At 53.8% G+C, this 24,030-nt stretch carries 25 protein-coding genes; 12 read left to right on the top strand and 13 right to left on the bottom strand.

Features of this window, described 5'->3' with window-relative positions; all coding sequences use genetic code 11:
• Positions 1-41: 41 nt before the first annotated feature.
• Both purD and purH read right to left on the bottom strand, forming a co-directional pair.
• Positions 42-1,340, bottom strand: coding sequence for a phosphoribosylamine--glycine ligase (purD, locus tag NF212_RS16020; protein WP_434357338.1), 1,299 nt, complete (start codon positions 1,338-1,340; stop codon positions 42-44).
• Positions 1,341-1,409: 69 nt separating this feature from the next.
• On the bottom strand, positions 1,410-3,002 hold the full coding sequence (gene purH / locus NF212_RS16015) for a bifunctional phosphoribosylaminoimidazolecarboxamide formyltransferase/IMP cyclohydrolase (protein ID WP_434360902.1): 1,593 nt from the start codon (positions 3,000-3,002) through the stop codon (positions 1,410-1,412).
• A 225-nt stretch (positions 3,003-3,227) separates the two neighbouring features.
• Here purH and NF212_RS16010 point away from each other — a divergent pair, with 225 nt between their 5' ends.
• Both NF212_RS16010 and zntR read left to right on the top strand, forming a co-directional pair.
• Complete coding sequence (locus tag NF212_RS16010; protein WP_434357336.1) at positions 3,228-4,004, top strand: pseudouridine synthase; 777 nt, start codon at positions 3,228-3,230, stop codon at positions 4,002-4,004.
• Complete coding sequence (zntR, locus tag NF212_RS16005) at positions 3,998-4,429, top strand: Zn(2+)-responsive transcriptional regulator (RefSeq protein WP_434357334.1); 432 nt, start codon at positions 3,998-4,000, stop codon at positions 4,427-4,429. The genes NF212_RS16010 and zntR overlap by 7 nt, the downstream gene beginning before the upstream one ends.
• 29 nt (positions 4,430-4,458) lie before the next feature.
• Here the strand turns inward: zntR and NF212_RS16000 are convergent, their stop codons facing one another.
• Positions 4,459-5,631 carry a MalY/PatB family protein gene (locus tag NF212_RS16000; RefSeq protein ID WP_434357332.1) on the bottom strand — a complete coding sequence of 391 codons (1,173 nt, stop codon included), beginning with the start codon at positions 5,629-5,631 and terminating at the stop codon, positions 4,459-4,461.
• A 63-nt stretch (positions 5,632-5,694) separates the two neighbouring features.
• Entirely contained in the window at positions 5,695-7,269 is a 1,575-nt protein-coding gene (malX, locus tag NF212_RS15995) for a maltose/glucose-specific PTS transporter subunit IIBC (RefSeq protein ID WP_434357330.1), read from the bottom strand.
• Between the two features lie 293 nt (positions 7,270-7,562).
• Here malX and malI point away from each other — a divergent pair, with 293 nt between their 5' ends.
• Both malI and NF212_RS15985 read left to right on the top strand, forming a co-directional pair.
• The gene (gene malI / locus NF212_RS15990) at positions 7,563-8,585 is read left to right on the top strand and encodes a Mal regulon transcriptional regulator MalI (RefSeq protein ID WP_054674914.1); all 1,023 of its coding nucleotides are present in this window, start codon (positions 7,563-7,565) and stop codon (positions 8,583-8,585) included.
• A gap of 94 nt (positions 8,586-8,679) precedes the next feature.
• Positions 8,680-8,958 (top strand): pyrimidine/purine nucleoside phosphorylase, encoded by a 279-nt coding sequence (locus NF212_RS15985; RefSeq protein ID WP_434357327.1) that lies wholly within the window; start codon positions 8,680-8,682, stop codon positions 8,956-8,958.
• A 58-nt stretch (positions 8,959-9,016) separates the two neighbouring features.
• On the opposite strand, the gene NF212_RS15980 is transcribed toward NF212_RS15985, so the two are convergent.
• The 8 genes from NF212_RS15980 to coaBC form a co-directional block, all read right to left on the bottom strand.
• Positions 9,017-10,375: a TRAP transporter large permease gene (locus NF212_RS15980; protein WP_434357325.1), complete on the bottom strand. Its 1,359-nt coding sequence runs from the start codon at positions 10,373-10,375 to the stop codon at positions 9,017-9,019.
• Complete coding sequence (locus NF212_RS15975; protein ID WP_434357323.1) at positions 10,365-10,991, bottom strand: TRAP transporter small permease subunit; 627 nt, start codon at positions 10,989-10,991, stop codon at positions 10,365-10,367. Before NF212_RS15975 ends, NF212_RS15980 begins: the two co-directional genes overlap by 11 nt.
• Positions 10,992-11,078: 87 nt before the next feature.
• Positions 11,079-12,188 carry a TRAP transporter substrate-binding protein gene (locus NF212_RS15970; RefSeq protein ID WP_434357321.1) on the bottom strand — a complete coding sequence of 370 codons (1,110 nt, stop codon included), beginning with the start codon at positions 12,186-12,188 and terminating at the stop codon, positions 11,079-11,081.
• 274 nt (positions 12,189-12,462) lie between these two features.
• Complete coding sequence (fis, locus tag NF212_RS15965) at positions 12,463-12,756, bottom strand: DNA-binding transcriptional regulator Fis (RefSeq protein ID WP_054674911.1); 294 nt, start codon at positions 12,754-12,756, stop codon at positions 12,463-12,465.
• Between the two features lie 23 nt (positions 12,757-12,779).
• Entirely contained in the window at positions 12,780-13,745 is a 966-nt protein-coding gene (gene dusB, locus NF212_RS15960; protein WP_434357319.1) for a tRNA dihydrouridine synthase DusB, read from the bottom strand.
• Between the two features lie 158 nt (positions 13,746-13,903).
• On the bottom strand, positions 13,904-14,791 hold the full coding sequence (gene prmA / locus NF212_RS15955) for a 50S ribosomal protein L11 methyltransferase (protein ID WP_434357317.1): 888 nt from the start codon (positions 14,789-14,791) through the stop codon (positions 13,904-13,906).
• A 196-nt stretch (positions 14,792-14,987) separates the two neighbouring features.
• Positions 14,988-15,443 carry a dUTP diphosphatase gene (dut, locus tag NF212_RS15950; protein WP_434357315.1) on the bottom strand — a complete coding sequence of 152 codons (456 nt, stop codon included), beginning with the start codon at positions 15,441-15,443 and terminating at the stop codon, positions 14,988-14,990.
• Positions 15,443-16,678: a bifunctional phosphopantothenoylcysteine decarboxylase/phosphopantothenate--cysteine ligase CoaBC gene (gene coaBC, locus NF212_RS15945; RefSeq protein WP_434357313.1), complete on the bottom strand. Its 1,236-nt coding sequence runs from the start codon at positions 16,676-16,678 to the stop codon at positions 15,443-15,445. The genes dut and coaBC overlap by 1 nt, the downstream gene beginning before the upstream one ends.
• A 227-nt stretch (positions 16,679-16,905) precedes the next feature.
• On the opposite strand from coaBC, the gene radC reads away from it, so the two are divergent.
• The 7 genes from radC to NF212_RS15910 all read left to right on the top strand — a co-directional run bounded on the left by radC (position 16,906) and on the right by NF212_RS15910 (position 22,234).
• On the top strand, positions 16,906-17,580 hold the full coding sequence (gene radC / locus NF212_RS15940) for a RadC family protein (protein ID WP_434357311.1): 675 nt from the start codon (positions 16,906-16,908) through the stop codon (positions 17,578-17,580).
• Between the two features lie 196 nt (positions 17,581-17,776).
• The gene (gene rpmB / locus NF212_RS15935; protein ID WP_054674907.1) at positions 17,777-18,013 is read left to right on the top strand and encodes a 50S ribosomal protein L28; all 237 of its coding nucleotides are present in this window, start codon (positions 17,777-17,779) and stop codon (positions 18,011-18,013) included.
• A 13-nt stretch (positions 18,014-18,026) separates the two neighbouring features.
• Positions 18,027-18,194: a 50S ribosomal protein L33 gene (gene rpmG, locus NF212_RS15930; protein WP_054674906.1), complete on the top strand. Its 168-nt coding sequence runs from the start codon at positions 18,027-18,029 to the stop codon at positions 18,192-18,194.
• Positions 18,195-18,370: 176 nt separating this feature from the next.
• On the top strand, positions 18,371-18,853 hold the full coding sequence (locus NF212_RS15925) for a hypothetical protein (protein WP_434357308.1): 483 nt from the start codon (positions 18,371-18,373) through the stop codon (positions 18,851-18,853).
• Between the two features lie 33 nt (positions 18,854-18,886).
• The gene (mutM, locus tag NF212_RS15920; RefSeq protein WP_434357306.1) at positions 18,887-19,699 is read left to right on the top strand and encodes a bifunctional DNA-formamidopyrimidine glycosylase/DNA-(apurinic or apyrimidinic site) lyase; all 813 of its coding nucleotides are present in this window, start codon (positions 18,887-18,889) and stop codon (positions 19,697-19,699) included.
• A 185-nt stretch (positions 19,700-19,884) separates the two neighbouring features.
• Complete coding sequence (locus NF212_RS15915; protein WP_434357304.1) at positions 19,885-21,240, top strand: UDP-glucose dehydrogenase family protein; 1,356 nt, start codon at positions 19,885-19,887, stop codon at positions 21,238-21,240.
• Position 21,241: 1 nt separating this feature from the next.
• The gene (locus NF212_RS15910; RefSeq protein ID WP_434357302.1) at positions 21,242-22,234 is read left to right on the top strand and encodes an NAD-dependent epimerase; all 993 of its coding nucleotides are present in this window, start codon (positions 21,242-21,244) and stop codon (positions 22,232-22,234) included.
• A gap of 48 nt (positions 22,235-22,282) precedes the next feature.
• Here NF212_RS15910 and coaD read toward each other — a convergent pair whose 3' ends face one another.
• Entirely contained in the window at positions 22,283-22,777 is a 495-nt protein-coding gene (coaD, locus tag NF212_RS15905; protein WP_434357300.1) for a pantetheine-phosphate adenylyltransferase, read from the bottom strand.
• A gap of 137 nt (positions 22,778-22,914) precedes the next feature.
• Between coaD and NF212_RS15900 the strand changes: the two genes are divergently transcribed.
• Entirely contained in the window at positions 22,915-23,955 is a 1,041-nt protein-coding gene (locus NF212_RS15900; protein ID WP_434357298.1) for a glycosyltransferase family 9 protein, read from the top strand.
• Positions 23,956-24,030 lie beyond the last annotated feature (75 nt).

The raw sequence follows: 24,030 nt of genomic DNA, 5'->3' as shown, positions 1-24,030 counted from the left end.
GAAGTGAAGGCCGTTTTGGTTTTGGCTTGATAAAGGGCAGATTAACTCTCGCCGTTTTCCCGGGCTATTGCGCGGTAAGCAATATCATTGCGGTAGAAAGCGCCGTCCCAGGAGATGGTTTTCACCTGCTCATAGGCTTTCTTCTGGGCTTCAGAAACGGAGTTGCCGAGAGCCGTGACACATAGCACGCGGCCACCGTTAGTGACGACATTGCCATCTTTCTCGGCAGTGCCTGCATGGAATACCTTGGTGTCAGCACCGTTTTCGAAAACATCCGGCAGGCCGGAAATGACGTCACCCTTGTTGTAGCCCGCCGGGTAACCACCGGCTGCGAGTACCACACCGATGGATGCGCGCTCGTCCCACTCTGAGTCCATGGTATCGAGTTTGCCGTCGATAGCGGCCAGGCAGAGTTCCACCAGGTCAGACTGCATTCGCATCATGATAGGCTGGGTTTCCGGGTCACCGAAACGGCAGTTGTATTCAATCACTTTCGGTGTGCCGTCAGCCATAATCATCAGCCCGGCATAAAGGAAACCGGTGTATGGGTGGCCTTCTGCTTCCATACTGCGAACGGTTGGGTAGATAACTTCTTCCATCACACGCTGGTGGATCTCAGCCGTGACAACCGGAGCCGGAGAGTACGCACCCATGCCGCCGGTGTTCGGTCCGGTATCGCCGTCGCCAACGCGCTTGTGATCCTGGCTGGTGGCCATAGGCAGCACGTTCTTGCCGTCTACCATGACGATAAAGCTTGCTTCCTCACCATCCAGAAACTCTTCAATCACCACGCGGCTGCCTGCTTCACCGAATGCATTGCCTGCCAGCATATCGCGCACGGCATCTTCGGCTTCCTGCTCGGTCATGGCGACAATTACGCCCTTACCCGCTGCCAGGCCATCAGCCTTAACCACGATAGGTGCACCTTTTTCGCGGATGTAGGCCAGTGCCGGTTCGATTTCGGTGAAGTTCTGGTAATCCGCTGTCGGGATTTTATGGCGGGCCAGGAAGTCCTTGGTGAATGCCTTGGAGCCCTCGAGCTGGGCTGCACCCTCTGTCGGGCCAAAGATCTTTAGGCCGGCAGCCTGGAATGCATCAACCACACCGATAACCAGAGGCGCTTCCGGGCCGACGATGGTCAGGTCAACGCCGTTTTCCTTGGCAAATGCCAGAAGGCCAGGGATGTCCTCAGCACCAATGCTGACGTTGTTGAGCTTTGGCTCAAGTGCGGTACCGGCATTGCCCGGTGCCACGAAGACGTTCGTTACCTTTGGCGACTGGGCGGCTTTCCATGCCAGCGCATGCTCTCGGCCACCGCCACCAATAACAAGAATGTTCATCAAATAGGTTCCTCACTCACATTGAGGGAAGGGAGCCACCCAAGGGGTTGCTCCCACAAAGCTTGCTGATTAGTGACGGAAATGGCGCATACCGGTGAAGACCATTGCCATACCGTGTTCATCGGCCGCGGCAATGACTTCGTCGTCACGCATTGAGCCGCCCGGCTGGATAACACAGGTGATACCGGCTTCTGCGGCGGCATCAATGCCATCGCGGAACGGGAAGAAGGCATCGGAGGCCATTACGCTACCTGCGACTTCCAGGTTTTCGTCAGCGGCTTTGATACCGGCGATTTTGGCAGAATAAACGCGGCTCATCTGGCCGGCACCCACACCAATGGTCATGTTGCCTTTGGCATAGACAATGGCGTTGGATTTCACGTATTTGGCGACTTTCCAGCAGAACAGTGCGTCACGCAGCTCTTCCTCGCTAGGCTGGCGCTTGGAGACCACCTTGAGGTCTTCCTGCCCTACCATACCCTGGTCGCGATCCTGGACCAGCAGACCGCCATTGACGCGCTTTACATCGAAACCAGTGGTCTTGCTGCTCCACTCACCGCACTCCAGCAGGCGAACGTTTTTCTTGGCTGCAACCACTTCGATGGCTTCTGCTGAAACTGACGGTGCAATGATAACTTCAACAAACTGGCGCTCAACGATCGCCTGTGCGGTTTTGCCATCCAGTTCGCGGTTAAAGGCGATGATACCGCCAAAGGCAGACGTTGGGTCAGTCTGGTAAGCGCGGTTATAGGCTCCCAGGATGTCATCGCCGAGCGCCACGCCGCAAGGGTTGGCGTGCTTGACGATAACACAGGCCGGTTGGTCGAACTCTTTTACACACTCAAGTGCTGCGTCAGTATCAGCGATGTTGTTGTAAGACAGCGCCTTGCCCTGAATCTGGCGGGCTGTAGAAACGGAAGCCTCTTCCGGGTTGGCTTCCACGTAGAATGCTGCGTCCTGATGGCTGTTTTCGCCGTAACGCATGTCCTGCTTTTTGAGGAACTGCTGGTTGAAAGTACGCGGGAACTTGGATTCAGCATCCCCTTCCTTGTTCTCGCCGTAAGACGGCACCATGGTACCGAAATAGTTGGCAATCATGCCGTCGTAAGCCGCAGTGTGCTCAAAAGCAGCAATCGCAAGGTCGAAACGGGTCGGGTAGGTCAGGCTGCCACTGTAGGCATCCATCTCGCTGATAACCCGGCTGTAATCACCGGCGTTCACGATGATGGTCACGTCTTTGTGGTTCTTCGCCGCAGAACGCACCATGGTCGGGCCGCCGATATCGATGTTTTCCACCGCATCTTCCAGTGTGCAATCCGGGTTGGCAACGGTCGCAGCAAACGGGTAGAGGTTAACGACAACCATATCGATAGGGTTGATCTGATGCTCACCCATGACGCCATCGTCCTGGCCGCGGCGGCCAAGGATCCCGCCATGTACTTTCGGGTGCAGGGTCTTTACACGGCCATCCATCATTTCAGGGAAGCCGGTGTATTCGGAAACTTCGATAACCTGAAGGCCTTTTTCAGCCAGGAGGCGGGCAGTGCCGCCGGTAGAGAGAATCTCAACACCACGCTGGGCAAGCGCCTGTGCAAATTCCACGATACCTGTCTTGTCTGATACGCTAATCAATGCGCGACGGATTGGACGAGCGTTTTCCATTGCTACCATCTCTGTTCGTTGGGGGATAGGATACTTCCCAAAACCGCGGGCCGGCAGGACAAATGGCAGGCTTTGGGAAGCACCCTTAAGGGTCTGGCTATCCTTGTTTTCGGCGCGCATTGTAAACCAAAAACGTGACGCAATCGATTGCTTTTGCGTTTTTGCATCATTTTTGTTGCGACTTGCCAGCGTGCAGGCGCACTTTTGCCGTATATGCTGAAACCTATGTCGTTGAAAGAAAACCCACTGCAATCCCGTGAAAAGAAAACCTCAAGCCGGGGACGGCTTGACCGTTTTATTGCCCGACACTGCCAGGTGCCAAAAAAAGCGGTGCGTATGATGCTGGCTGAAAGCCGGGTCACCGTGGATGGAGAACGGGCAAAGTCCGTGGATCAGACGGTGGATGAGTTCAGCAGGATTTGCCTTGACGGTGACGTGTTGCAAGCCAGCGAGCCGGTGTATCTGGTGATGAACAAGCCGGTGGGAGTGGTGAGTGCAACACGGGATGGGATCCACCGGACTGTGCTTGATCTTATTGAGCACCCGCAGGCTGATTCATTGCATATTGTCGGCCGGCTGGATCTCAATACCTCGGGCCTTTTGCTGCTGACCAATGACAGCCGGTGGTCGGAAAAACTGATGGCCCCGGAATTCAAAGTAGACAAACACTATCGGGTGACCCTGGCCAACCCGGTTTCAGAAGACTACATTGAGGCGTTTGCCGGTGGCATGTATTTCGCCTTTGAAGATATCACCACTGCACCGGCGAAACTGGAAATCCTGTCTGAGCACGTTGCCCGGGTTATCCTGACTGAAGGCAAATACCACCAGATAAAGCGAATGTTCGGCCGTTTCCGGAACCCGGTTGTCGGGCTTCACCGGGAAAGGGTCGGTGCACTGGCGTTGGAGCCTGCTCTGGCCCCTGGGCAATACCGGCCACTGACAGTAGGGGAAGTTAGCGGTATCTTTGACGTACAGGCCCAAGGAGAGTTGCAATGCTGAAAATTGGCGATCTGGCCAAGCTGGCCGGGGTGACCAGTGACACCCTCAGGTTTTATGAAAAGAGCGACCTGCTGCAACCGGCCGGGCGCAGTGAAGGCGGTTACCGGCTTTACAGCGCGGATGAGGTGTCCCGCATCCAGTTTATTATCCGTGCCAAAGGGGTGGGGCTGAGCCTGGATGAAATTCGTGAACTCCTGACTATCCGGTTGGAAGCGACGGAGCACAGCTGTGCGGAAGTCAAACACATCACGCAGGCCAAGTTGGATGAGATTGACCACAAGATTGCGGAGCTCAACCGGATCCGCAAGGCGTTAAAGCGCATCAATGATGCCTGTTGCGGGCACGATGACGATGATGCCAGCCACTGTTCTATCCTGACTGCACTGGATGGTACGCCAAAACAGAAAAAATGCGGGGAGCACTGAGCTTCCCGCCTTTGGTTAATTGATACCTGTCAGTAACCCAGTTTGTTCAATGCCCGTATCAGGGCTGATACCCCGGCTTCTAACTTACTGCGCGGACACCCGGCATTGAGGCGGATATAACCGTGACCTTCCGGCCCATAGGTGTCCCCGCGCATGATGGCGACTTTCTCCTCCTCAACCAGCACCTTTTGCAGCGCATCCATATCCACGCCCAGCGGGTTGAGATCTATCCACGCCAGGTAAGTGCCTTCCGGCACCTTATACCCAACAGCCGGGAAGGCTGCATTCAGGGTTTCCGCGATATATTGCAAATTGCCATGCAGGTAACCTTTCAGGGCATCAAGCCATGCTTCCCCTTCGACATAGGCACTCATATGGCCGATAACCCCGAGTATGGACGGAGAAGAAAGGCCGTGGGCGGCTTTCAGGCGGGTCAGGAATGCATCTCGGCTTTCGCTGTCGGGGATAATGGCGTAAGCACCGCCTAATGCCGGGATATTGAAGGATTTGGAGCCGGAGCTGACCAATGCCCAGTCCGTATTTGCCGCGATTGCCGGCCAGGGGATATAAGGGCGGTAGCTGATATCCATATGGATATCATCAGAAATCACCTTTACACCGTGGCGGGAGCAAATATCTGCCATCCGGGTGAGCTCATCCCGTGTCCATACCCGGCCGGTTGGGTTGTGAGGGCTGCAAAGCAGCAGGATTTTGCAAGACGGCCTGGCTGCCTGCGCTTCAAACTGCGCCCAGTTTATCTCATAGCTTCCGCCGGTTTTCTCAAGCGGTGAGGCAAGGCACTCCCGCCCGTTGGCTGCCAGCATGTTGTAAAACGCATCGTAAGCCGGGGTGTGCACCAGGACGCCATCGCCTTTCTCTGACCACAGCTCAACCAGTTGGCTGATGATGTAGATTACTGACGGGCCGTATACCACATGGCTGTTGTCCAGACTGCAACCATAACGGCGTTCAAACCAGCTGGTGACAGCGCTTTTGAATTCGTCGTGGTTCCAGCGGCTGTAGCCCCATACACCGTGCTCGGTGCGCTTCTGGATGGCTTCACGAATACAGGGTGCGGTGTTGAAGTCCATGTCTGAAATGGTGAAAGGCAACAGGTCTGTGCTGCCAAACCGGTCGGCTACATAATCCCACTGGGTGCAGAACGTGCCGTAGCGGTTAACCGGGGTATCGAAATCAAACATCGGAAAATCTCTTCAAAGCTGAACATGGATAAAGGGGCTTACACAGCCCCTTTGATGTCAGGTTTATACAGTGGCTGTCATCATGGACTGGATTTCATTTTTCACCAGGTGAACCTGAGGGCCGATAACCACCTGCAGGTTGTGCTCATCGAGCTTGACTACTCCCAGCGCGCCGTTGGCTTTCAGGGTGGCATCGTCTACCAGGGACATGTCCTGCACAGAAAGACGCAGACGGGTGATGCAGTTGTCCAGCGCCAGGATATTCTGCGCGCCGCCCAGAGCTTTGAGGATAACCTCGCCGTTGTAGCCGGAGGCAGAGGTCACTGCTACGGTTTCTGCTGCTGCCTGGTTTTCCACTTCACGGCCCGGTGTTTTCAGGTTGAAGCGAGTAATGGCAAAGCGGAACACGCTGTAGTAAACCGCGAACCAGATGGCAGCAACAACCGGTACCAGGTACCACTTGGTTGCCGTGCCCTGCAGCAGGCCAAATACCACGAAGTCGATGATGTTGCCGTCAGTGTTGCCAATGGTCACACCCAGCAGGCCCATTACCATAAAGCCAACGCCGGTCAGGATGGCGTGCACCAGGTAAAGCATTGGGGCTACGAACAGGAACAGGAATTCCAGGGGCTCGGTGATACCGCCAACCACACAGGCCACTACACCGGAAATCAGCAGGGCTTTAATCTTGCTGCGGTTTTCTGGGCGGGCACAGTGGTACATTGCCAGTGCCGCACCCGGCAGACCGCCGAGGAAGGCTGGCATCTTACCCTGTGACAGGAATGCAGTTGCTGAACCAGAGAACTGGGTGGTTGTCTGGCAGGAAAGCTCAGCGTAGAAGATGTTCAGGGCGCCGCTTACGGTGTTGCCACACACATCCATGGTGCCGCCGGCTTCGGTGAAGCGGATCAGGGCAACAAGGATATGGTGCAGGCCAAATGGCAGCAGCAGGCGTTCACCGGTACCAAACAGCATTGGTCCAAATGGACCGGCGTGGGAAATCGCCGTACCTACGCCATTGATGCCGGCTGCGAAGTAAGGCCATACCAGAGGCACGACCAGGCCAACCAGACCCAGCACTAATGCCGTGATAATAGGGACAAAGCGTGCACCGCCGAAGAAAGCCAGTGCATCCGGCATTTTGAATGTGTAGAAGCGGATATGCAGCTTGGCCACAATCACACCGACAATAATCGCACCCAGGATACCGGTATCAATCGACTGGATACCCAGGATGGATTTAACGCCGTAGGCTTTTTCTGCCGCCGCATCACCGATGACATTGGCAACAGTCAGGTAAAAGTTGATAGAAAGGTTGAGTGCAGCATAGCCAACGAAACCGGCAAAAGCCGCCACACCTTTCTCTTCGCGGGCAAGGCCCAGAGGGATGGCAACGGCGAACATCACTGGCAGGTAGATAAAGGCAACCAGGCCGATTTTGGTCATCCACATGAAAATCAGCTGGAGGACCGTGTTATCAAGGAACGGCAGGGTTTCTTTTACGGCACCGCTGGAAAGCGAGCTGCCGACGCCGAGCAGGATACCGGAAAACGCCAGCAGGGCGACCGGCAACATAAAGGTCTTGCCTAGGCTTTGCAGGAATTCCCACATGGTGCTTTTACGGGATGTCTTCGCCATTTTACAGGCTCCTCTAAGAGAAGGTGACACGCAGGTAAAACGTTTTACCTAACCAGGGATAAAAAAGCCGGGTTGGTGGATGGATAAATTCACGCTGCCGGCTCGATTTGCGCGAATGATAAAACGTTTTATCATGCTATTTTGGAGGTTCGATCACGATTCATACTGGGCTGGTATGCCTGTTTTCTGAACTGTGATCCGCCTAGACCTTTCGAGGCTGGCTTTAACGTTTTACTGTTATTTAGTGCCCTGACGGGGAAGATAGTCGCAACGAACCAGCAGATGGCACCTTCATGAGTTTCCAACGGGTAAAAATTACAGACGTCGCAGAACATGCCGGGGTTTCGGTGACCACGGTCTCTATGGTGCTGCGTAATAAGGGCCGGATTTCCCCGGCTACGCAGGAAAAAGTCCAGCGCTCCATTGAGCTTCTCGGTTATGTCCCCAATAATTCAGCTGCTAACCTGCGAGCCAGCAGCTCCAACATGGTGGGGCTTATCCTGAGAGACATTACCTGCCCGTTTTATAACGAGATGACCGCCGGGCTGAGCGAAGTACTGGAACAGCATGACATGATGCTCTTCCTGGCGCAGTGCGGGGATGACGGTGACCGGCTTATAAAGTGTATGCAGCACATGATGCAGCAGGGAGTGGCAGGGATCATCTTCAACCCGGTTCGCCGGCTTTCTGATGAACAGGCCCGGCTAATCCGGGATATCCCGGTACCGCTGGTTTGTGCTGCGCGGGCCCATTACCGGGATGAGTTCGACTCCATAGGGCCGGACAATGCTCAGGCGGCGCGGGATGCCACCCAACACCTTATCGGCAAGGGGCACCGCCATATTGCGTATGTGGGCGGGGCGGGGGATTCACTTTCCCGGGCTGAACGCATAGGTGGCTACTGTACCAGCCTGATGCAATACGGCCTGCCATTTAAAAATGACTGGGTGGTTGAGTGTGGACGCTCGCGTAAAGAAGCGGCGGAAGCGGTGAAGCAGCTCTTACACGCCCACCCTAAAGTGACAGCCATCCTGTGCCATTACCCAGAAACAGCATTCGGCGCGCTATACGGTATTGCCCAGGCAGGGCGCACGGCGGGCAAGGATATGTACATCGGGCAGCAGGTGGCGGTGGTCGGGTTTGACGATGTGCCGGAAGCGGAGCTGACCTCCCCGGCGCTGACCTTTGTGAGTTCAACCGGCCGGGAAATCGGCCGTGAGTCCGCCCGGCGCCTGATGGCGCGGCTCAAAGATGAAAAATTGACTGCAGAGCGCCTGATAACGAAGCCGGTGCTGGTGGAACGGCATTCCGCTTAGTGTTTTGTTCCTTTTTATTCGGCATTTGCGCCGAACCGGGTTTGTGATAATTTTAGCCGTCTTTAAAAAGCAGAGTGTTAAGGAAAACAATCCAATGAATGTAAATGAGTACTTTGATGGCAACGTAAAGTCCATCGGTTTTGACCAGAGCGGTGAGAAGAACAGCGTGGGCGTTATGGCGCCGGGTGAGTATACCTTTGGGACTGCGGCCCCTGAGCGTATGACCGTGGTAAAAGGTGCGCTGACGGTAAAACTGCCGGGCTCAACTGAATGGGTAACCTTCAACGCCGGGGAAGCCTTCAATGTACCGGGCGATTCGTCTTTCGACCTCCAGGTGGAAACGGCAACGGCCTACCTTTGCGAATATCTCTGATTAAACATGAATTAAAAACGCCCCGGGCATAAACCCGGGGCGTTTTGTTTTTGGTGGATTACCCGTTCCCGTAGGCCATGGCAGGCAACCAGGTTACGATCTGTTCAAAGTTGAACACGATAATCAGGCCGGCAAGCTGGATAAGGATGAACGGAATGACACCCTTGTAAATATCACTGACCTGTATCCCCGGCGGCGCGACCCCTTTGATGTAGAAAAGGGCAAAGCCGACTGGCGGGGTCAGGAAAGATGTCTGCAGGCAGACCGCAAACAGGATAGTGAACCAGATAAGGTCGAAACCGAGGTTCGAGACTATCGGCGCGACCAGCGGCAGGATAATCAGGGTGATTTCAATCCAGTCGAGGAAGAACCCGAGGAGGAACACGATAAACAGGATAGCGATAATCACTCCGGCCGGGCCAAATGGCAGGCTGGTGAGTGCCCCTTCAATAAGCTCATCCCCGCCCAGGCCGCGAAGCACCAGGGAAAATGCTGTTGCTCCCAGGAACAGGGCGAAGATAAACGCCGAGGTTCGGGTTGTTGCCTTGCATACTTCCCTCATCACATCGCCGTTTACCCTGCCTTTTGACCATGCGAGAAGCGTTGCACCCGCTGCGCCTACCCCTGATGCTTCCGTCGGTGTAGCAATACCCAGGAATACTGAGCCGAGCACCGCGACGATCAGGCCTGCCGGGGCAAGGACTGCCTTGAACACACCAAGGACCTGCCAGAAGGAGATTGGCTCGGCATCATCCGGGACCGGGGCTGACTGCGGGCTGAGCAGCCCCACCATAAACAGGTACCCGATATAGAGACCGGCCAGTAACAACCCAGGGAAAAGGGCCCCGAGGAAGAGGTCGCCCACAGATACCCCAAGGCGGTCCCCCATCATGACCAGCATGATGCTGGGCGGAATCAGGATCCCCAGGGTGCCGGTTGAACACACAGTCCCGCAGGCAAGTGCCTTGCTGTAGCCCTGACGGAGCATCATCGGCAGGCCAAGAACTGCCAGCAATACCACTGAGGCTCCAATAATCCCGGTAGAGGCCGCCAGCAACAGGCCGACAAAGGTAACCGTAATCGCAAGCCCACCCCTAATGCGGCCAAACAGCTTCACCAGGTTAGACATCAGGTCTTCTGCCACACCGGAGCGGTCAAGCATCAGCCCCATATAAATAAACATCGGCAGGGCAACCAGTACCCAGTTGTTCATGGTGTCCCAGATGCGGGGGATGACAATGGAAACATAGTCCCAGTCAATGCCAATCCAGGTATCTGCCCAGGTATCCAGCCCCATAGCAATAGCGGAAAAGATCACGGCAACCCCGCCCAGTACCCAGGCAACTGGAAAGCCGGTAAACAAAAGGCCTATAAATGACAGGAACATCGCGATAGCGAGGATTTCATTAATTTCCATCTGGTGCTCCCTCACTGACAGTAGGCTGTACCGTTTTGGGGTTTAACAGGTAGGCAATAACCCGTGACAGTCGGGCAATCACAGCCAACATGAGGAAAACAAACCCCAGCAGAAGCACCGATTTGATCAGCCAGCGATACGGCAGGCCGCCCGGCGCGGCAGAGACTTCACCCAGCTCAAAGGAGTAGGCGATAAACGGGCCAGTGTAGTAAATCACCACGACTGCAAAAGGCAGCAACAGGAACAGGGTTCCCAGCAGCTCTATCCAGCAGCGGGCTTTCAGTGAAAAACGCTCATAGAACAGGTCCACCCGGACATGCTCGTCGGCGATGTAGCAATAGCTGAGGCCTATCAGCCAGCCGATGGAATAGAGGTGCCACTGGAGCTCCTCAAATTCCACCCGGCCTTCGCCAAGGGCGTAGCGCATCACCACATTTAGAATAATGATGGCCATCAGCAGCGCCCACAACCAGGCAACCCGGTTGTTGACCGCAAGTACAAGGTTATCAAGGGCCCGGGACAGGCGGGTGTCAGGCAGGTTTTTAACCTGCTTTTCCTGGCCCCGGGAGGCAACGGCCTCCGGGTTCAGGGCAAAATCCAAATCATCGGGATGCACGGCGACCTCCTCGAACAGCAAATAAATAGGGCCGAAAAAAGGCAGGCACAGTAACTGTGCCTGCGATGGACCACGGTTTAGTTATTGTTAAGGGAGGTACGCAAGGCGCTTCCACACGTCGTATTGCTCGGCAAAAGCTTGCTGAGAGGCATAGATGGTCTTGAAGTCCGCATCTTTCTCTGCAATTTCAGACATCACTTCGTTGGTCAGGCCACGAAGTTCTTCCAGCAGTGCAGGGTCGATCTGGCGGGCTGTCACGCCTTTACCCTCAAAGCCCTGGATAACGGCACCCTGAAGGGATTCACCACGGGTAAGGGCTCTTAAGGTACCGGCAGTACAGGCCATATCGATGGTGGCACGCTGGCTGTCACTCAGGCCATTCCAGATATCCTTGTTGACCACCAGGTGTGATGCAGTAAAGGTCTGGTGCCAGCCTGGGAAGTAGTTGTTTTTGGCAATCTTGTCGAAGCCCATCTTCTGGTCGATGGCTGGCATGGAGAATTCACTGGCGTCGATTGCGCCTTTCTCCAGGGCCGGGAATATTTCACCACCGGGCAGAACGGTTACAGAGGCACCGGCTTTCTGCAGCACCTTGCCACCGAGGCCGGCGAAGCGGATTTTCAGGCCTTTGATGTCATCAAGGGATTTGATTTCGTTCTTGAACCAGCCCGCGGTTTCAGGGCCGATGACGGAACAGAGAACAGGGTGGATGTTGTGCTTGGCATAGAGCTTCTCAGCCAGTGCCTTGCCTTCACCTTCATACCACCAGGAAGCGTACGCCCAAGGCTCCATGCCGAAAGGTACCGCGGCAAACAGTGCTGCAGCCGGGATTTTTCCCTGGTCATAGCCGAGCCAGGTGTAGCCGGCAGGGATCTGCTTGTTCTTTACCGCTTCAGTGATACCAAACGGTGGGACGATCTTGCCCGGCTCATAGACTTTGAACTGGATGTTGCCGCCACTCGCTGCCTTGATCTGTTCTGCTACCCCGACAATAGGGTCGCCCAGGGCAGGAAGGTGGGTGCCAAAGACCGCCTGGACTTTCCAGCGGACTTTTTCTTCAGCCATCGCCATTTGGCTGGTGGCTGACAAAACTGCCAGTGTTGCGCCTGCAACAAGTGTGGTTGCCCACTTGCGCTTGGCTGGCTTTAAGGTGCGTGTAACAGTGTTGTGCTGGGTAAAAATAGATACTTGCTTCATAGTAAAGCACTCCTTGCTTGTTTTTATATATTGATACCATAGGTCTCAATATTGTTAATGATTAGTTAATAATCACATTGAATGCAAGTTAATTTGAGACTCAGAGTGTCAAAAATGTGCTTTGAAAGACGTTTCTTAGACTAAAGTTGAGGAGGTTAGGTCAGGATGTCAGGCAGGGTGTTTAGTTTTTTAGCGGAAAATTCAGATAAAGCAAAGGGGCTTCCCGGCGGTAACCGGGAAGCCCCCTCACGAAACATCAATTAATCCGGACGGATTAGTTCATGCCGTACTTTTTCAGTTTCTTGCGCAGAGTACCGCGGTTGATACCCATCATGGATGCAGCGCGGGTTTGGTTACCACGAGTGTACTGCATGATGGTATCCAGCAGTGGTTGCTCAACTTCTGCCAGTACCAGCTCGTAGAGGTCATTAACTTCCTGGCCGTTCAGTTGTGCAAGGTAGTTCTTCAGAGACGCTTTTACTGAGTCACGAAGTGGTTTCTGAGTAATTTGGTCTTGTGAAGTCACAGTGGTTACTGTCAGTTCGGAAGTCATGTTTTGTTCGAACATATTCTGTCAGCTCTTCTCGTATTCTATGCAACGTTCTCGAAGTAACCTTCCAGCGCATCGAGTTGCCCGGTGGAGCACTCGATGGCATTGAAGGCTCGGCGAAATTCGCCCACCTGGTCATGTTCGCTCAGGTACCATCCCACGTGTTTGCGTGCGATACGTAACCCTTTTAAATCGCCGTAAAAACGGTGCAATTCACGAACATGTCCCAACAAAATCGCTTTTACCTCTGCCACTGGCGGTGGCGGCAGCAACTCACCTGTATTCAGGAAGTGCCAGATATCGCGGAACAGCCAAGGCTTACCCTGTGCAGGGCGGCCGATCATCAGTGCGTCTGCGCCGGTGTAATCCAGCACGGCTTTTGCCTTTTGCGGTGAATCTATGTCACCGTTGGCAATCACCGGGATGGATATCGCCTGCTTGACGGCACGAATGCTGTCATATTCCGCTTCGCCTTTGTACATACATGTCCGTGTACGGCCATGCAGGGCGAGGGCCTGAATTCCGCATTGTTCGGCCATTTTTGCGATCTCGACACAGTTTTTGTTATCGGGATCCCAACCGGTACGGGTCTTCAGGGTCACCGGCACGTCTACCGCATTCACTACCGCCTTCAAAATCAATTCGATTTGGTCGGGGTATTTCAGCAGCGCAGAACCTGCCAGCTTTTTATTTACCTTTTTTGCCGGACAACCCATGTTGATATCAACAATCTGGGCGCCGTTTTCGACACAGAACCGCGCGGCATTAGCCATCAGTTCAGGGTCAGCTCCGGCAATCTGTACGGAACGGAGCCCCTTTTCATCAAGGTGCACCATTCTGTTTTGGGATTTTGACGTCCCCCACAGCGCCGGGTTGCTTGACATCATCTCGCTTACTGCCATGCCTGCACCGTAGTGCATACATAACTCACGAAACGGACGGTCCGTAACACCGGCCATTGGGGCCAGAATTAATGGGACGTCAAGTTGGTATGGACCGATTTGCACGCGTCTACCTCACTGTGCCAGCAAGGGCGCGCATTTTACGCATTTTTTTGCCGCCTGAAAAGGCCAATTTTTGAGCGCCGAGGGCTTGACAGCCGAAAAACAGGCGACATTCATATGGCTAAGCTGGCAATTTAGTCGAAATTGCCAGCAAACCTGGCTCAGGCGCGCTTGTAACCTGACAGTCGGCACCATTCTTCGCGTACTTCTACCGGATCCAGTGCAATCTCATCAGCGTAGCTTTCTGCGACGCCCTGAGCCTGGCTCTCCAGCACACCAGACAGTGCCAACAGGCCCTGAGGTTTGACGAGGCTCTTGATAACCGGTGCCAGCTCACGCAGTGGGCCTGAAAGGATGTTGGCAACGACAACGTCGGCCTGGATGTCTGATGGCTGGTCTTTTGGCAGGAACAGCTCAAGGCGGTCGGCTACGCCGTTGCGCTCTGCGTTGTCTTTTGACGCCAGCAGGGCCTGAGGGTCGATATCGATACCGATAACTTTCTCTGCACCCAATTTAAGCGCAGCAAGGGCGAGGATACCTGAACCACAACCGAAGTCGATGACTGTCTTGCCGGTCAGATCCTGGCCGTCGAGCCACTCTAGGCACAGGGCTGTGGTTGGGTGGGTACCGGTACCGAATGCCAGACCTGGGTCGAGCATAACGTTAACCGCATCCGGCTCCGGCGCTTCACGCCAGCTTGGGCAAATCCACAGGCGCTGGCCAAAACGCATTGGGTGGAAGTTGTCCATCCACTCGCGTTCCCAGTCTTTATCTTCGATTTGCTCAATTTTGTAAGCAAAGCCTTCTTCAAGCAGATCGCCGTTTTTCAGGTATTCAACTACCGGGGTCAGATCGGTTTCCGCGTCATACAGGGCAACCAGGTCGGTTTCGCCCCACAGTCGGGTTTCGCCCGGAAGCGGTTCAAAAACCGGGGTGTCTTTGGCATCAAGGAATGTGACGGACAGGGCGCCGCACTCTTCCATCAGGACATCACCGAGGGTTTCGGCGTTGTCGGCTGTGGCGTTCAGCCGGATCTGAATCCAAGGCATCTTTGCTCTCCAGAATTAAGGCCGAGAGAGTCATAACGGGTGTGATGGCTCTCTGTTTAACAGGTGTCCCGGGGTACATATTGGGGTACATGCGGGAGCGTGGTGGCGAAGTCTACCACGTTTCTGCTGTTTAAAAGTGCTGAAAAATAAAACACCCGCCGACCGGGGCCGACGGGTGTTTTGGGAAAGTTATAGCTTACTGCTTGCCGGAGTGGCCGAAACCGCCTTCACCGCGATCAGTCTCGCTGAAGTCTTCCACGATGTTGAACTCAGCCTGTACCACTGGGACAAACACCAGCTGGGCGATCCGGTCACCCGGTTCGATGGTGAAGGTGTCGTGGCCGCGGTTCCAGACTGAAACCATCAACTGGCCCTGGTAATCTGAATCAATCAGGCCAACCAGATTGCCCAGTACGATACCGTGCTTATGGCCAAGGCCGGAGCGTGGCAGGATGGTCGCACAAAGGCTTGGGTCGGCAATGTAGATAGCCATACCGGTTGGCACCAGGTGGGTCTGGCCAGGCTCAACGGTCAGGGCTTCATCCAGGCAAGCGCGCAGGTCAAGACCGGCAGAGCCTTCTGTCGCGTACGCCGGAAGCGGGAATTCGTTGCCGATACGGGCATCAAGGATTTTCAGGTCGATCTTTTTCATCAGTTCTTCTCAGTGGTCGGATGCTTTTCGCGGTACAGCGCTATGATTTCGCTGACCAGCTGGTTGCCTAATTCCTGTTTGCTGGCAAGCGGCAGGGCTCGGTCCCCGCCTGGCCAGTATAGGTGCAGGGCATTGCTGTCGCTGTTGAAACCCTGTCCGGCCTGGGATACGTCGTTGGCGCAAATCAGGTCGAGGTTCTTTCGGGCCAGCTTACCGCGGGCGTATTGTTCCACATCGCGGGTTTCAGCCGCAAACCCGACAGTAAACGGGCGGCTTTCTGTGAGGGCGGCAACGCTGGCGACGATATCCGGGTTTTTCACCAGGCGAATGACCATCTCATCCTCGCCCTCTTTTTTCTTCATTTTATGTTCGGCAGATTCTGTGGCGCGGAAATCGGCCACGGCTGCGCAGGCAATAAAAATCTGGTTGTCCGGTGCCTTCGCCATCACCGCCTGGTGCATGTCTTCTGCACTTTCCACATCAATGCGTTTTACGCCGGCCGGGGTAGGCAGGCTAACCGGGCCGCTTACCAGGGTGACATCTGCACCGCGCTTGGCGGCAGCGGCGGCAATGGCAAAGCCCATCTTGCCGGAGCTGTGGTTGGTAATATAGCGAACCGGGTCCAGGGCTTCCCGGGTCGGGCCGGCTGTCAGCAGCAAAGAGGTGCCGGCAAGGTCTGCCGGGGCAAAGTGTTCTTCTGCTTTATGTACCAGTTCCATCGGTTCGAGCATTCGTCCCGGGCCAATATCGCCGCATGCCTGCTCACCGCTGGCAGGTCCCCAGACCGGGTGGCCGCGGCGGGCGAGGGTCACCAGGTTTTCCTGGGTTGCCGGGGCACGGTACATCTGTTGGTTCATTGCCGGTGCAACGGCTACCGGTGCGTCGGTAGCCAGCACTAAGGTGGTGAGTAGGTCATTGCCCATGCCTGCTGCAATGCGGGCAATTACATCGGCCGTGGCCGGGGCGATGAGCACCAGGTCAGCCCACTTGGCAAGTTCGATATGACCCATAGAAGCTTCCGCGCTTGGGTCGAGCAGGCTGTCAGAAACCGGGTGGCCGGATACGGCCTGCATGGTCAGTGGGGTGATAAATTCTTTGGCGGCATGGGTCATCACCACGCGCACGTTGGCGCCGCGCTCAATCAGGCGGCGGGTCAGCTCGGCACACTTATAGGCAGCAATGCCACCGCTGATCCCGAGCAGAATGTTCTTTCCTGCAACAGTGGAGCCAGACATGTGTTAATCCCTAAGTTGGTTGCTGGGCAACAAGATAGCACTATTCGAGACCTGATTCATTGGGAAGACTTTTCAGCTTTGTCTGCGATATGGCTCGAATTGCTGCGTACATATAATGAAATTTGGCACGTAAAGCGGGTGTTTTCCCGCAATCCGCTATTTTTTCCATTGAAGCCGGGGAAGTATCTCTTTTGGGTAGGGGGTGACGGATTGAACAGGGAAAGAAGGTGTCATTAAAAAATTTGCCGGAAGAATCCCGGCCAAGGGAAAAACTGTTAAAGCGTGGCCCGCAGGCTCTGTCAGATGCAGAGTTGCTAGCCATATTTCTTCGTACCGGTATAAGTGGCATGAACGCCATTGAGCTGGCGGATTACCTGCTGGAAGACTTTGGCAGCCTGCGTGCGCTGCTGAATGCGGACCTGGATGCATTCAGCAAGGGAAAGGGTCTGGGCCCGGCAAAATATGCCCAGCTTAAGGCTGTACTTGAGCTCAGCCGCCGTCATCTTGAAGAAGTCATTACCAAAGAAGATGCCCTGACCAGTCCGCAGCATACCCGGCGCTACCTGACGGCAATGCTGCGTGACCGCAACCGGGAAGCCTTTTTTGTCCTGTTCCTGGATAACCAGAACCGGGTAGTTAAAGGAGAGGTGATGTTTGAAGGGACACTCAATGCATCAGGTGTTTATCCCCGAGAGGTGGTTCGGCGGGCACTGGAACTTCATGCCGGAGCGATTATTCTTGCACACAACCACCCAAGCGGGATTGCAGAGCCCAGCCAATCAGACCGGCATATCACCCGAAGGATAGGAGATGCTCTCGATTTGGTGGATATCCGGCTGCTGGACCATTTTGTGATTGGTGATGGCGAAATTGTTTCTTTTGCCGAGCGTGGCTGGTTGTGATAAGTTCCCTTGTCGCATTAATTTCCACCTGGATCGATCAAAAGTACATAAAAGGATCTGCTCGGGACTTGAGCAATGCCTTTCCAGTTAGTATAATGCGCCACCTTTGAATATAGCCTTGACCTTGCGCCTCGCGTTTCTGCAGGACTGGCGTCTAAGGTTGCTAGCGAGCTGAAACGATTTTGGAGAGACATTCATGTCACGAGTATGCCAAGTAACTGGCAAGCGTCCAGTAGTGGGTAACAACCGCTCACACGCTAACAATGCCACCAAGCGTCGTTTTCTGCCAAACCTGCAAACTCATCGTTTCTGGGTAGAAAGCGAGAAGCGCTTCGTTAAACTGCGTGTATCTACTAAAGGTATGCGTATCATCGACAAAAAAGGCATCGATTCTGTTCTGGCAGAAATGCGTGCCCGCGGTGAGAAGTTCTAAGAGGAATTAAACCATGGCTAAAGGCATTCGTGAGAAGATCCGCCTGGTATCATCTGCTGGTACCGGTCACTTCTACACTACTGACAAGAACAAGCGTAACATGCCAGGCAAGTTCGAGATCAAAAAGTTTGATCCAGTGATTCGCCAGCACGTTATGTACAAAGAAGCTAAAATCAAGTAATTGGTTTTTGCCCTTTGAAAAAGGCCCGGCAATTTATTGTCGGGTTTTTTTATATCTGCGATACAGGGCTGGCCAATTCATCCTGCCGGTATCATTTTCAGCACTCAAGAATTCGTACTTTCACCCGTTATCCTGAATAATGGAAACAAGCAACTGAATGCTGTGGAGAATTCTTGATGAAGCTGACCCGCCGGACTTGGAACAATATCCTGATTATCGGGATAACTGTGTTCTGTATGCTGATTTTGCTGCCGGATTTAATAAAAAGCCGTATGGCAGAATCTGAACCGGTTGCCCAGCAAAGCGAGCTCCTGCGCCTTTTTCCGCTGGACTCTGATATCCACCAACTCAATTTTCCCTCTTTTTCCCTCAATAATGATGCCGGATGGAAGGCAGACAAGCCGCTTCTTACCTCCGGGGATGAGCTTGCCTCACGCTGGCTGAACCTGGAAGGCACGGAAATCAGCGGCAACAACCTGTCAAAACTGAAACCGGCACTGCGGTCGCCGCGCTCATTGGAAGCCTGGGACCGAACCCGTGAAGAACCTTTCCGTATCACCTATTATCAGCTGCCACAATTTTGGGTGCTGCAAAACGGAAACAGCCAATGGCTGGCTGTCTCCGTGGATGAAGGGTATCTTTTTCCTCTTGCGAAATAGCCGATAACACAAACAAATGCGAGAGAGAAAGCCATGCCTGAATTGCCTGAAGTTGAGGTCAGCCGCCTGGGAATCACGCCACATATCAAGGGGGAGCGGGTTGAAAAAATCATCGTCCGCAACCCCAAACTGCGTTGGCCTGTACCGGAAAATATCAATGGGATTGAAGGGCAGGTCATCCGTGCTGTAGAACGTCGGGCCAAATACCTGATGCTGGTGACTGATACCGGGTATGCGGTGGTGCACCTCGGGATGTCGGGCAGTCTCCGTGTCCTGCCCGCAATGCAGCCTCCAGGCAAGCATGACCATGTTGACCTGGTGATGGCTTCCGGCGCGGTACTTCGCTACAACGACCCCCGCCGGTTCGGTGCTTGGCTGTGGCAATCGGGCCACGGTGATCACCCTGTACTGGGAAAACTGGGCCCGGAACCGCTTTCCGATGCGTTTAACCCGGACTACCTGTTTGCGAAAGCGAAAGGAAAACGCACGGCAACCAAGAGTTTCATTATGGATAACGCGGTGGTTGTAGGGGTTGGGAACATTTATGCCAATGAATCTCTGTTCACATCCGGCATCCACCCGGCAAAGCCTGTTGGCAGCTTGAGTGCCGCAGAGATGGAACTCCTGGTCGATGAAATTAAACAAGTGCTGGCACGGGCCATTGAACAAGGTGGCACCACCTTGAAGGACTTCACCAATGCGGATGGCAAGCCAGGCTATTTTGCCCAGGAGCTGTTGGTGTATGGTAAGGCAGGTAAGCCCTGTCCGGTATGTGGCACTGAGCTCGAACAGATGAAAATTGGCCAGCGCAATACCACATTCTGCCCCAAGTGCCAGAAAGCCTGAAACAACAGGAATAAGACGTAATTCTTCATAATGAGACGTCTCATATCTGAGTCACATTTAACTGTCTGATCCCTATAACCTGAGTCTGTCAGGAACAGTCTGGTCAACCGTTGTCACGTTTTGGTAAGGAAGCGGTGCAACACTGACCCGGGCTTAAGACGACTAATAAAACAGGGAATCAGTGGATGAAAGTGACGATCTTTGGCAGTGGATATGTGGGTCTGGTGCAAGCGGCCGTGTTGGCCGATGTAGGAAATGATGTGCTTTGTGTGGATATTGATGAACACAAGGTTGCCGGTTTAAAGCGCGGCGTTATTCCTATCTATGAACCCGGTCTCTCTCCCCTTATCAAAGACAATGTAGAAGCCGGGCGGCTCGCTTTTACCACCGATGCCTGGCAGGGTGTTGATCACAGCGATGTCATCTTTATTGCTGTAGGGACGCCGCCGGATGAAGACGGGTCTGCTGATCTTCGCTATGTCCTTGATGTAGCTGCCACTGTTGCAACCCATATGACCCGTTACAAACTGGTGGTGAACAAATCCACCGTGCCGGTAGGCACTGCGGATAAAGTTTCCCGCCGGATGGAATCGGTGCTGGAAACCCGGGGTGAATCCCTCTCTTTTGATGTTGCCTCCAACCCTGAATTCCTGAAAGAGGGGGCGGCAGTTGCTGACTGCTCCCGGCCTGACCGCATCATTATCGGTACTGATAACCCTGAGGTAGAAACCTGCCTGCGTGAACTTTATTCCCCTTTCAACCGCAGTCATGATCGCGTGATGGCGATGGATGTGCGCTCGGCAGAGCTGACCAAGTATGCGGCAAACTGCATTCTTGCTACCAAAATTTCCTTTATGAATGAAATGGCCAACCTTGCGGAAGAGCTGGGGGCGGACATTGAAAATGTGCGCCGTGGAATCGGTTCAGATCCCCGTATCGGCTACCACTTTATCTATCCGGGCTGCGGCTATGGCGGCTCCTGCTTCCCCAAGGATGTGGAAGCCCTGGTCCAGACCGCGCGCAAAACGGGTATCCCGTCAAAGCTGCTTGAAGCAGTGCAGGACGTTAATGAGCGGCAGAAAAACAAGTTGTTCCAGTATCTGGAAAAGGCATTTGGCGGGGAGCTTGAAGGGCGGACAGTTGCGCTTTGGGGCCTGGCGTTCAAACCCAATACCGATGATATGCGTGAGGCTTCCAGCCGGGTGTTGATTGAATCCTTGTGGCAGGCCGGTGCCAAGGTACAGGCGTTCGACCCGGAAGCCATGGATGAGTGCCAGCGGATTTATGGTCACAGGGATGACCTGAAGCTCACCGGCACCAAGGAAGCGGCACTTTATGGTGCAGATGCACTGGTCATTTGCACCGAGTGGAATGCCTTCCGCTCCCCGGATTTTGGGTTTATCAACCAGAGCCTTACCCATCCGGTTATTGTCGATGGCCGTAACCTCTTCGAGCCGGACACCGTCAAGGAAAAAGGGTTTGTTTACTTTGCTATCGGGCGTGGTGACAGCATTAACCCTCTTCCGGCGGGGAGGGCATAGCATGACGGTTCTGGTTACCGGTGCTGCCGGATTTATCGGCCATGCGGTCTGTCAGCGACTTTGCAGGGACGGTCATGAGGTGGTCGGGATAGATAACCTCAACGACTATTATGATGTCAGTTTGAAAGAAGCCCGGTTGGCAACACTGGCAGGTTTCAGCGATTTTCAGTTTCACCGTATTGATGTTGCAGACCGTGAAGCCGTTGAAGGGCTGTTTGCCAGCCATGAATTCAGCCGGGTCATCCACCTGGCAGCCCAAGCCGGAGTCCGCTACTCACTGGAAAACCCGTTTGCCTACGCAGACAGTAACTTGCGCGGGTTCCTGACTGTTCTGGAAGGGTGCCGAAACCGGCAGGTTCCGCACCTGGTGTACGCGTCTTCCAGTTCTGTTTACGGGTTGAACAAGTCAATGCCATTCAGTTGTGAAGATGGTGCAGATCACCCGGTTTCCCTGTATGCAGCGACAAAAAAAGCCAATGAGATGATGGCCCACAGCTATGCGCATCTGTATGGCATTCCCATGACCGGGCTGCGCTTTTTTACCGTTTATGGACCCTGGGGCCGGCCAGATATGGCTCCGATGCTGTTTGCTTCGGCCATCAGAAAGGGGGAGCCTATCAAGGTATTCAACCACGGGGAGATGGAGCGCGACTTTACTTACATTGATGATATTGTCGAAGGGATTGTCAGAGTGATGGATGTGGTACCAAAGGGGGAAGCCTTTGCCGGTTCTCCCGCATCAAGTACCGCGCCTTACCGGGTTTACAATATCGGCCACGGCAGCCCGGTAGCCCTGATGGATTTTATCGGGGAATTGGAAAACTCGCTCGGCAGGGAGGCAGAAAAAAACTTTATGCCTATGCAGCCGGGGGATGTGACCGTTACCTGGGCGGACACCGAAGATCTGTTCAAAGCAACTGACTACCGGCCCAAAGTAGGGATTAGAGAGGGTGTAGAAGCCTTTGCTGATTGGTACAAAGAATATTATCAATAAAAAACGGAAGCGGGTTGCTTCCGTTTTCCTGTGAACTTCTGAGTCCTGTCAGTTTCCGTATTTGGCGTTCAGTGCTTCTGCAACACAATCAGGCACAAACTGCTGGACCTCGCCTTTATGGAGTGCAACTTCTTTCACTATGGTTGAGGAGATAAAGGAATTCTCTTCCGCCGGGGTCAGGAACACAGTTTCCAGTTCAGGCATCAGGCGGCGGTTCATGTTGGCGAGCTGGAATTCAAATTCGAAGTCCGACACCGCACGAAGTCCCCTTACCAGAATGTTGGCGTTGTGTTTGCGGGCGAAATCGATAAGCAGACCGGAGAACCCCACAATGATGACATTATCAAGATGGGCGGTGGTTTTCTTCGCCAGCTCAACGCGCTCGTCCAGTGTGAACAGCGGCTTCTTGCTCGGGCTGGCTGCAATGCCCACAATGACTTCATCAAACATCTGCGCCGCACGCTCAACCAAGTCGAGGTGGCCGTTGGTGATCGGGTCAAAAGTGCCCGGATAGATAACGCGTGTGATTTCCTGTCGGCTCACGGTGTTGCCCTCATGAGTTCTTTTCTGGCGACAATGCTAGCAAAAATGGTAAACCGATGCCGCTAAATTCCCTACGATTTTCCCTTTCGCAGTCAGGATCCGTTATCATTCTCAAGTTACATTTATAGGATCCTGTTATGAAAAACATCCTGGTTGTCAGGAACGATAAAATTGGTGACTTCATGCTGGCGTGGCCGAGTTTTGCCATGCTCAAGCTGTCTTTACCTGAAGCCAAAGTCACTGCGTTGGTTCCTCGTTATACCGCAGCACTTGCAGAAATGTGCCCATGGATTGACGATGTTGTCATCGATCCGGGTAAAAAAGGAAGCAAGGAGGATCAACGGGAACTCATCTCAACGCTGAAATCTAAGGGTTTTGATGGTGTCATTTGCCTTTTTTCAGACACCTACAACGCACTGACAATGTGGCGTGCCCGAATACCTTTCCGGTTGGCTCCCGCGACAAAATTTGCCCAGGTCTTTTACAATCACAGGGTCGTCCAGAGACGGTCTCGTTCTGAAAAGCCTGAATACCAATATAACCTTGACCTCATCAGGGCATTTTTGGCAAAGCAAGGGAAACCAGCTGTGGAGCCGTCGGCTCCATACCTCCAGTTTGCTGACAGTGCCCTCACCAAACAAAAAGAAAAACTGGCAGCACAGCTATCGGTCGATGCTGATAAGCATATGGTATTTATTCATGCCGGGACCGGAGGCTCAGCGAATGCTCTCACCTTACCGCAGTATGTTTCGCTGATGGCACTTATCTCTGCCGATTATCCGGTGGAGTTCATTCTTACTGCCGGGCCAGGCGAGGGTGAACACGCGGAAAGATTGAAAAAACTGGCGGAAGAAGCTGGGATTATTTCACACGTATACGATAAAAATGATGGCCTCAAAGATTTCTGCCAATCTATAGCTTGCGCATCTCTTTTCATCGCAGGTTCAACCGGCCCACTTCATATTGCCGCGGCTATCGATGTACCGACAATTGGCTTTTTCCCATCCAAGCGTTCATCGACGCCACTGCGCTGGCTGCCGCTCAACAGTGACGGAAACCATCTCGGTTTTTGCCCTCCTGAAAAAGCAGGGGAAAGTGCAGATTTATCGCTGATTGATATCAATAAGAACTATGAAAGCATCCAGCAATGGATGAAAGAAAAGAATCTGTTTAATTAATAACAATAACCGGTGTGAAATGTATTACCGACATTTTCGGATTTTAGTAAGGGTCATTTGGCAAAACATTATTTT

The sequence above is a fragment of the Parasalinivibrio latis genome, from assembly GCF_036825535.1.
Taxonomy (GTDB): Bacteria; Pseudomonadota; Gammaproteobacteria; order Enterobacterales; family Vibrionaceae; genus Parasalinivibrio; species Parasalinivibrio latis.
Note: the sequence above shows the minus strand (reverse complement) of the source record. Positions and strands in the feature narration are given on the sequence as shown.

What these genes read in the sequence shown, in the direction of transcription:
- purD (WP_434357338.1), bottom strand. Translation starts at nt 1,340, where the DNA reads ATGAACATTCTTGTTATTGGTGGCGGTGGCCGAGAGCATGCGCTGGCA.
- purH (WP_434360902.1), bottom strand. Translation starts at nt 3,002, where the DNA reads ATGGAAAACGCTCGTCCAATCCGTCGCGCATTGATTAGCGTATCAGAC.
- NF212_RS16010 (WP_434357336.1), top strand. Translation starts at nt 3,228, where the DNA reads ATGTCGTTGAAAGAAAACCCACTGCAATCCCGTGAAAAGAAAACCTCA.
- zntR (WP_434357334.1), top strand. Translation starts at nt 3,998, where the DNA reads ATGCTGAAAATTGGCGATCTGGCCAAGCTGGCCGGGGTGACCAGTGAC.
- NF212_RS16000 (WP_434357332.1), bottom strand. Translation starts at nt 5,631, where the DNA reads ATGTTTGATTTCGATACCCCGGTTAACCGCTACGGCACGTTCTGCACC.
- malX (WP_434357330.1), bottom strand. Translation starts at nt 7,269, where the DNA reads ATGGCGAAGACATCCCGTAAAAGCACCATGTGGGAATTCCTGCAAAGC.
- malI (WP_054674914.1), top strand. Translation starts at nt 7,563, where the DNA reads ATGAGTTTCCAACGGGTAAAAATTACAGACGTCGCAGAACATGCCGGG.
- NF212_RS15985 (WP_434357327.1), top strand. Translation starts at nt 8,680, where the DNA reads ATGAATGTAAATGAGTACTTTGATGGCAACGTAAAGTCCATCGGTTTT.
- NF212_RS15980 (WP_434357325.1), bottom strand. Translation starts at nt 10,375, where the DNA reads ATGGAAATTAATGAAATCCTCGCTATCGCGATGTTCCTGTCATTTATA.
- NF212_RS15970 (WP_434357321.1), bottom strand. Translation starts at nt 12,188, where the DNA reads ATGAAGCAAGTATCTATTTTTACCCAGCACAACACTGTTACACGCACC.
- fis (WP_054674911.1), bottom strand. Translation starts at nt 12,756, where the DNA reads ATGTTCGAACAAAACATGACTTCCGAACTGACAGTAACCACTGTGACT.
- prmA (WP_434357317.1), bottom strand. Translation starts at nt 14,791, where the DNA reads ATGCCTTGGATTCAGATCCGGCTGAACGCCACAGCCGACAACGCCGAA.
- dut (WP_434357315.1), bottom strand. Translation starts at nt 15,443, where the DNA reads ATGAAAAAGATCGACCTGAAAATCCTTGATGCCCGTATCGGCAACGAA.
- coaBC (WP_434357313.1), bottom strand. Translation starts at nt 16,678, where the DNA reads ATGTCTGGCTCCACTGTTGCAGGAAAGAACATTCTGCTCGGGATCAGC.
- rpmB (WP_054674907.1), top strand. Translation starts at nt 17,777, where the DNA reads ATGTCACGAGTATGCCAAGTAACTGGCAAGCGTCCAGTAGTGGGTAAC.
- rpmG (WP_054674906.1), top strand. Translation starts at nt 18,027, where the DNA reads ATGGCTAAAGGCATTCGTGAGAAGATCCGCCTGGTATCATCTGCTGGT.
- NF212_RS15925 (WP_434357308.1), top strand. Translation starts at nt 18,371, where the DNA reads ATGAAGCTGACCCGCCGGACTTGGAACAATATCCTGATTATCGGGATA.
- mutM (WP_434357306.1), top strand. Translation starts at nt 18,887, where the DNA reads ATGCCTGAATTGCCTGAAGTTGAGGTCAGCCGCCTGGGAATCACGCCA.
- NF212_RS15915 (WP_434357304.1), top strand. Translation starts at nt 19,885, where the DNA reads ATGAAAGTGACGATCTTTGGCAGTGGATATGTGGGTCTGGTGCAAGCG.
- NF212_RS15910 (WP_434357302.1), top strand. Translation starts at nt 21,242, where the DNA reads ATGACGGTTCTGGTTACCGGTGCTGCCGGATTTATCGGCCATGCGGTC.
- NF212_RS15900 (WP_434357298.1), top strand. Translation starts at nt 22,915, where the DNA reads ATGAAAAACATCCTGGTTGTCAGGAACGATAAAATTGGTGACTTCATG.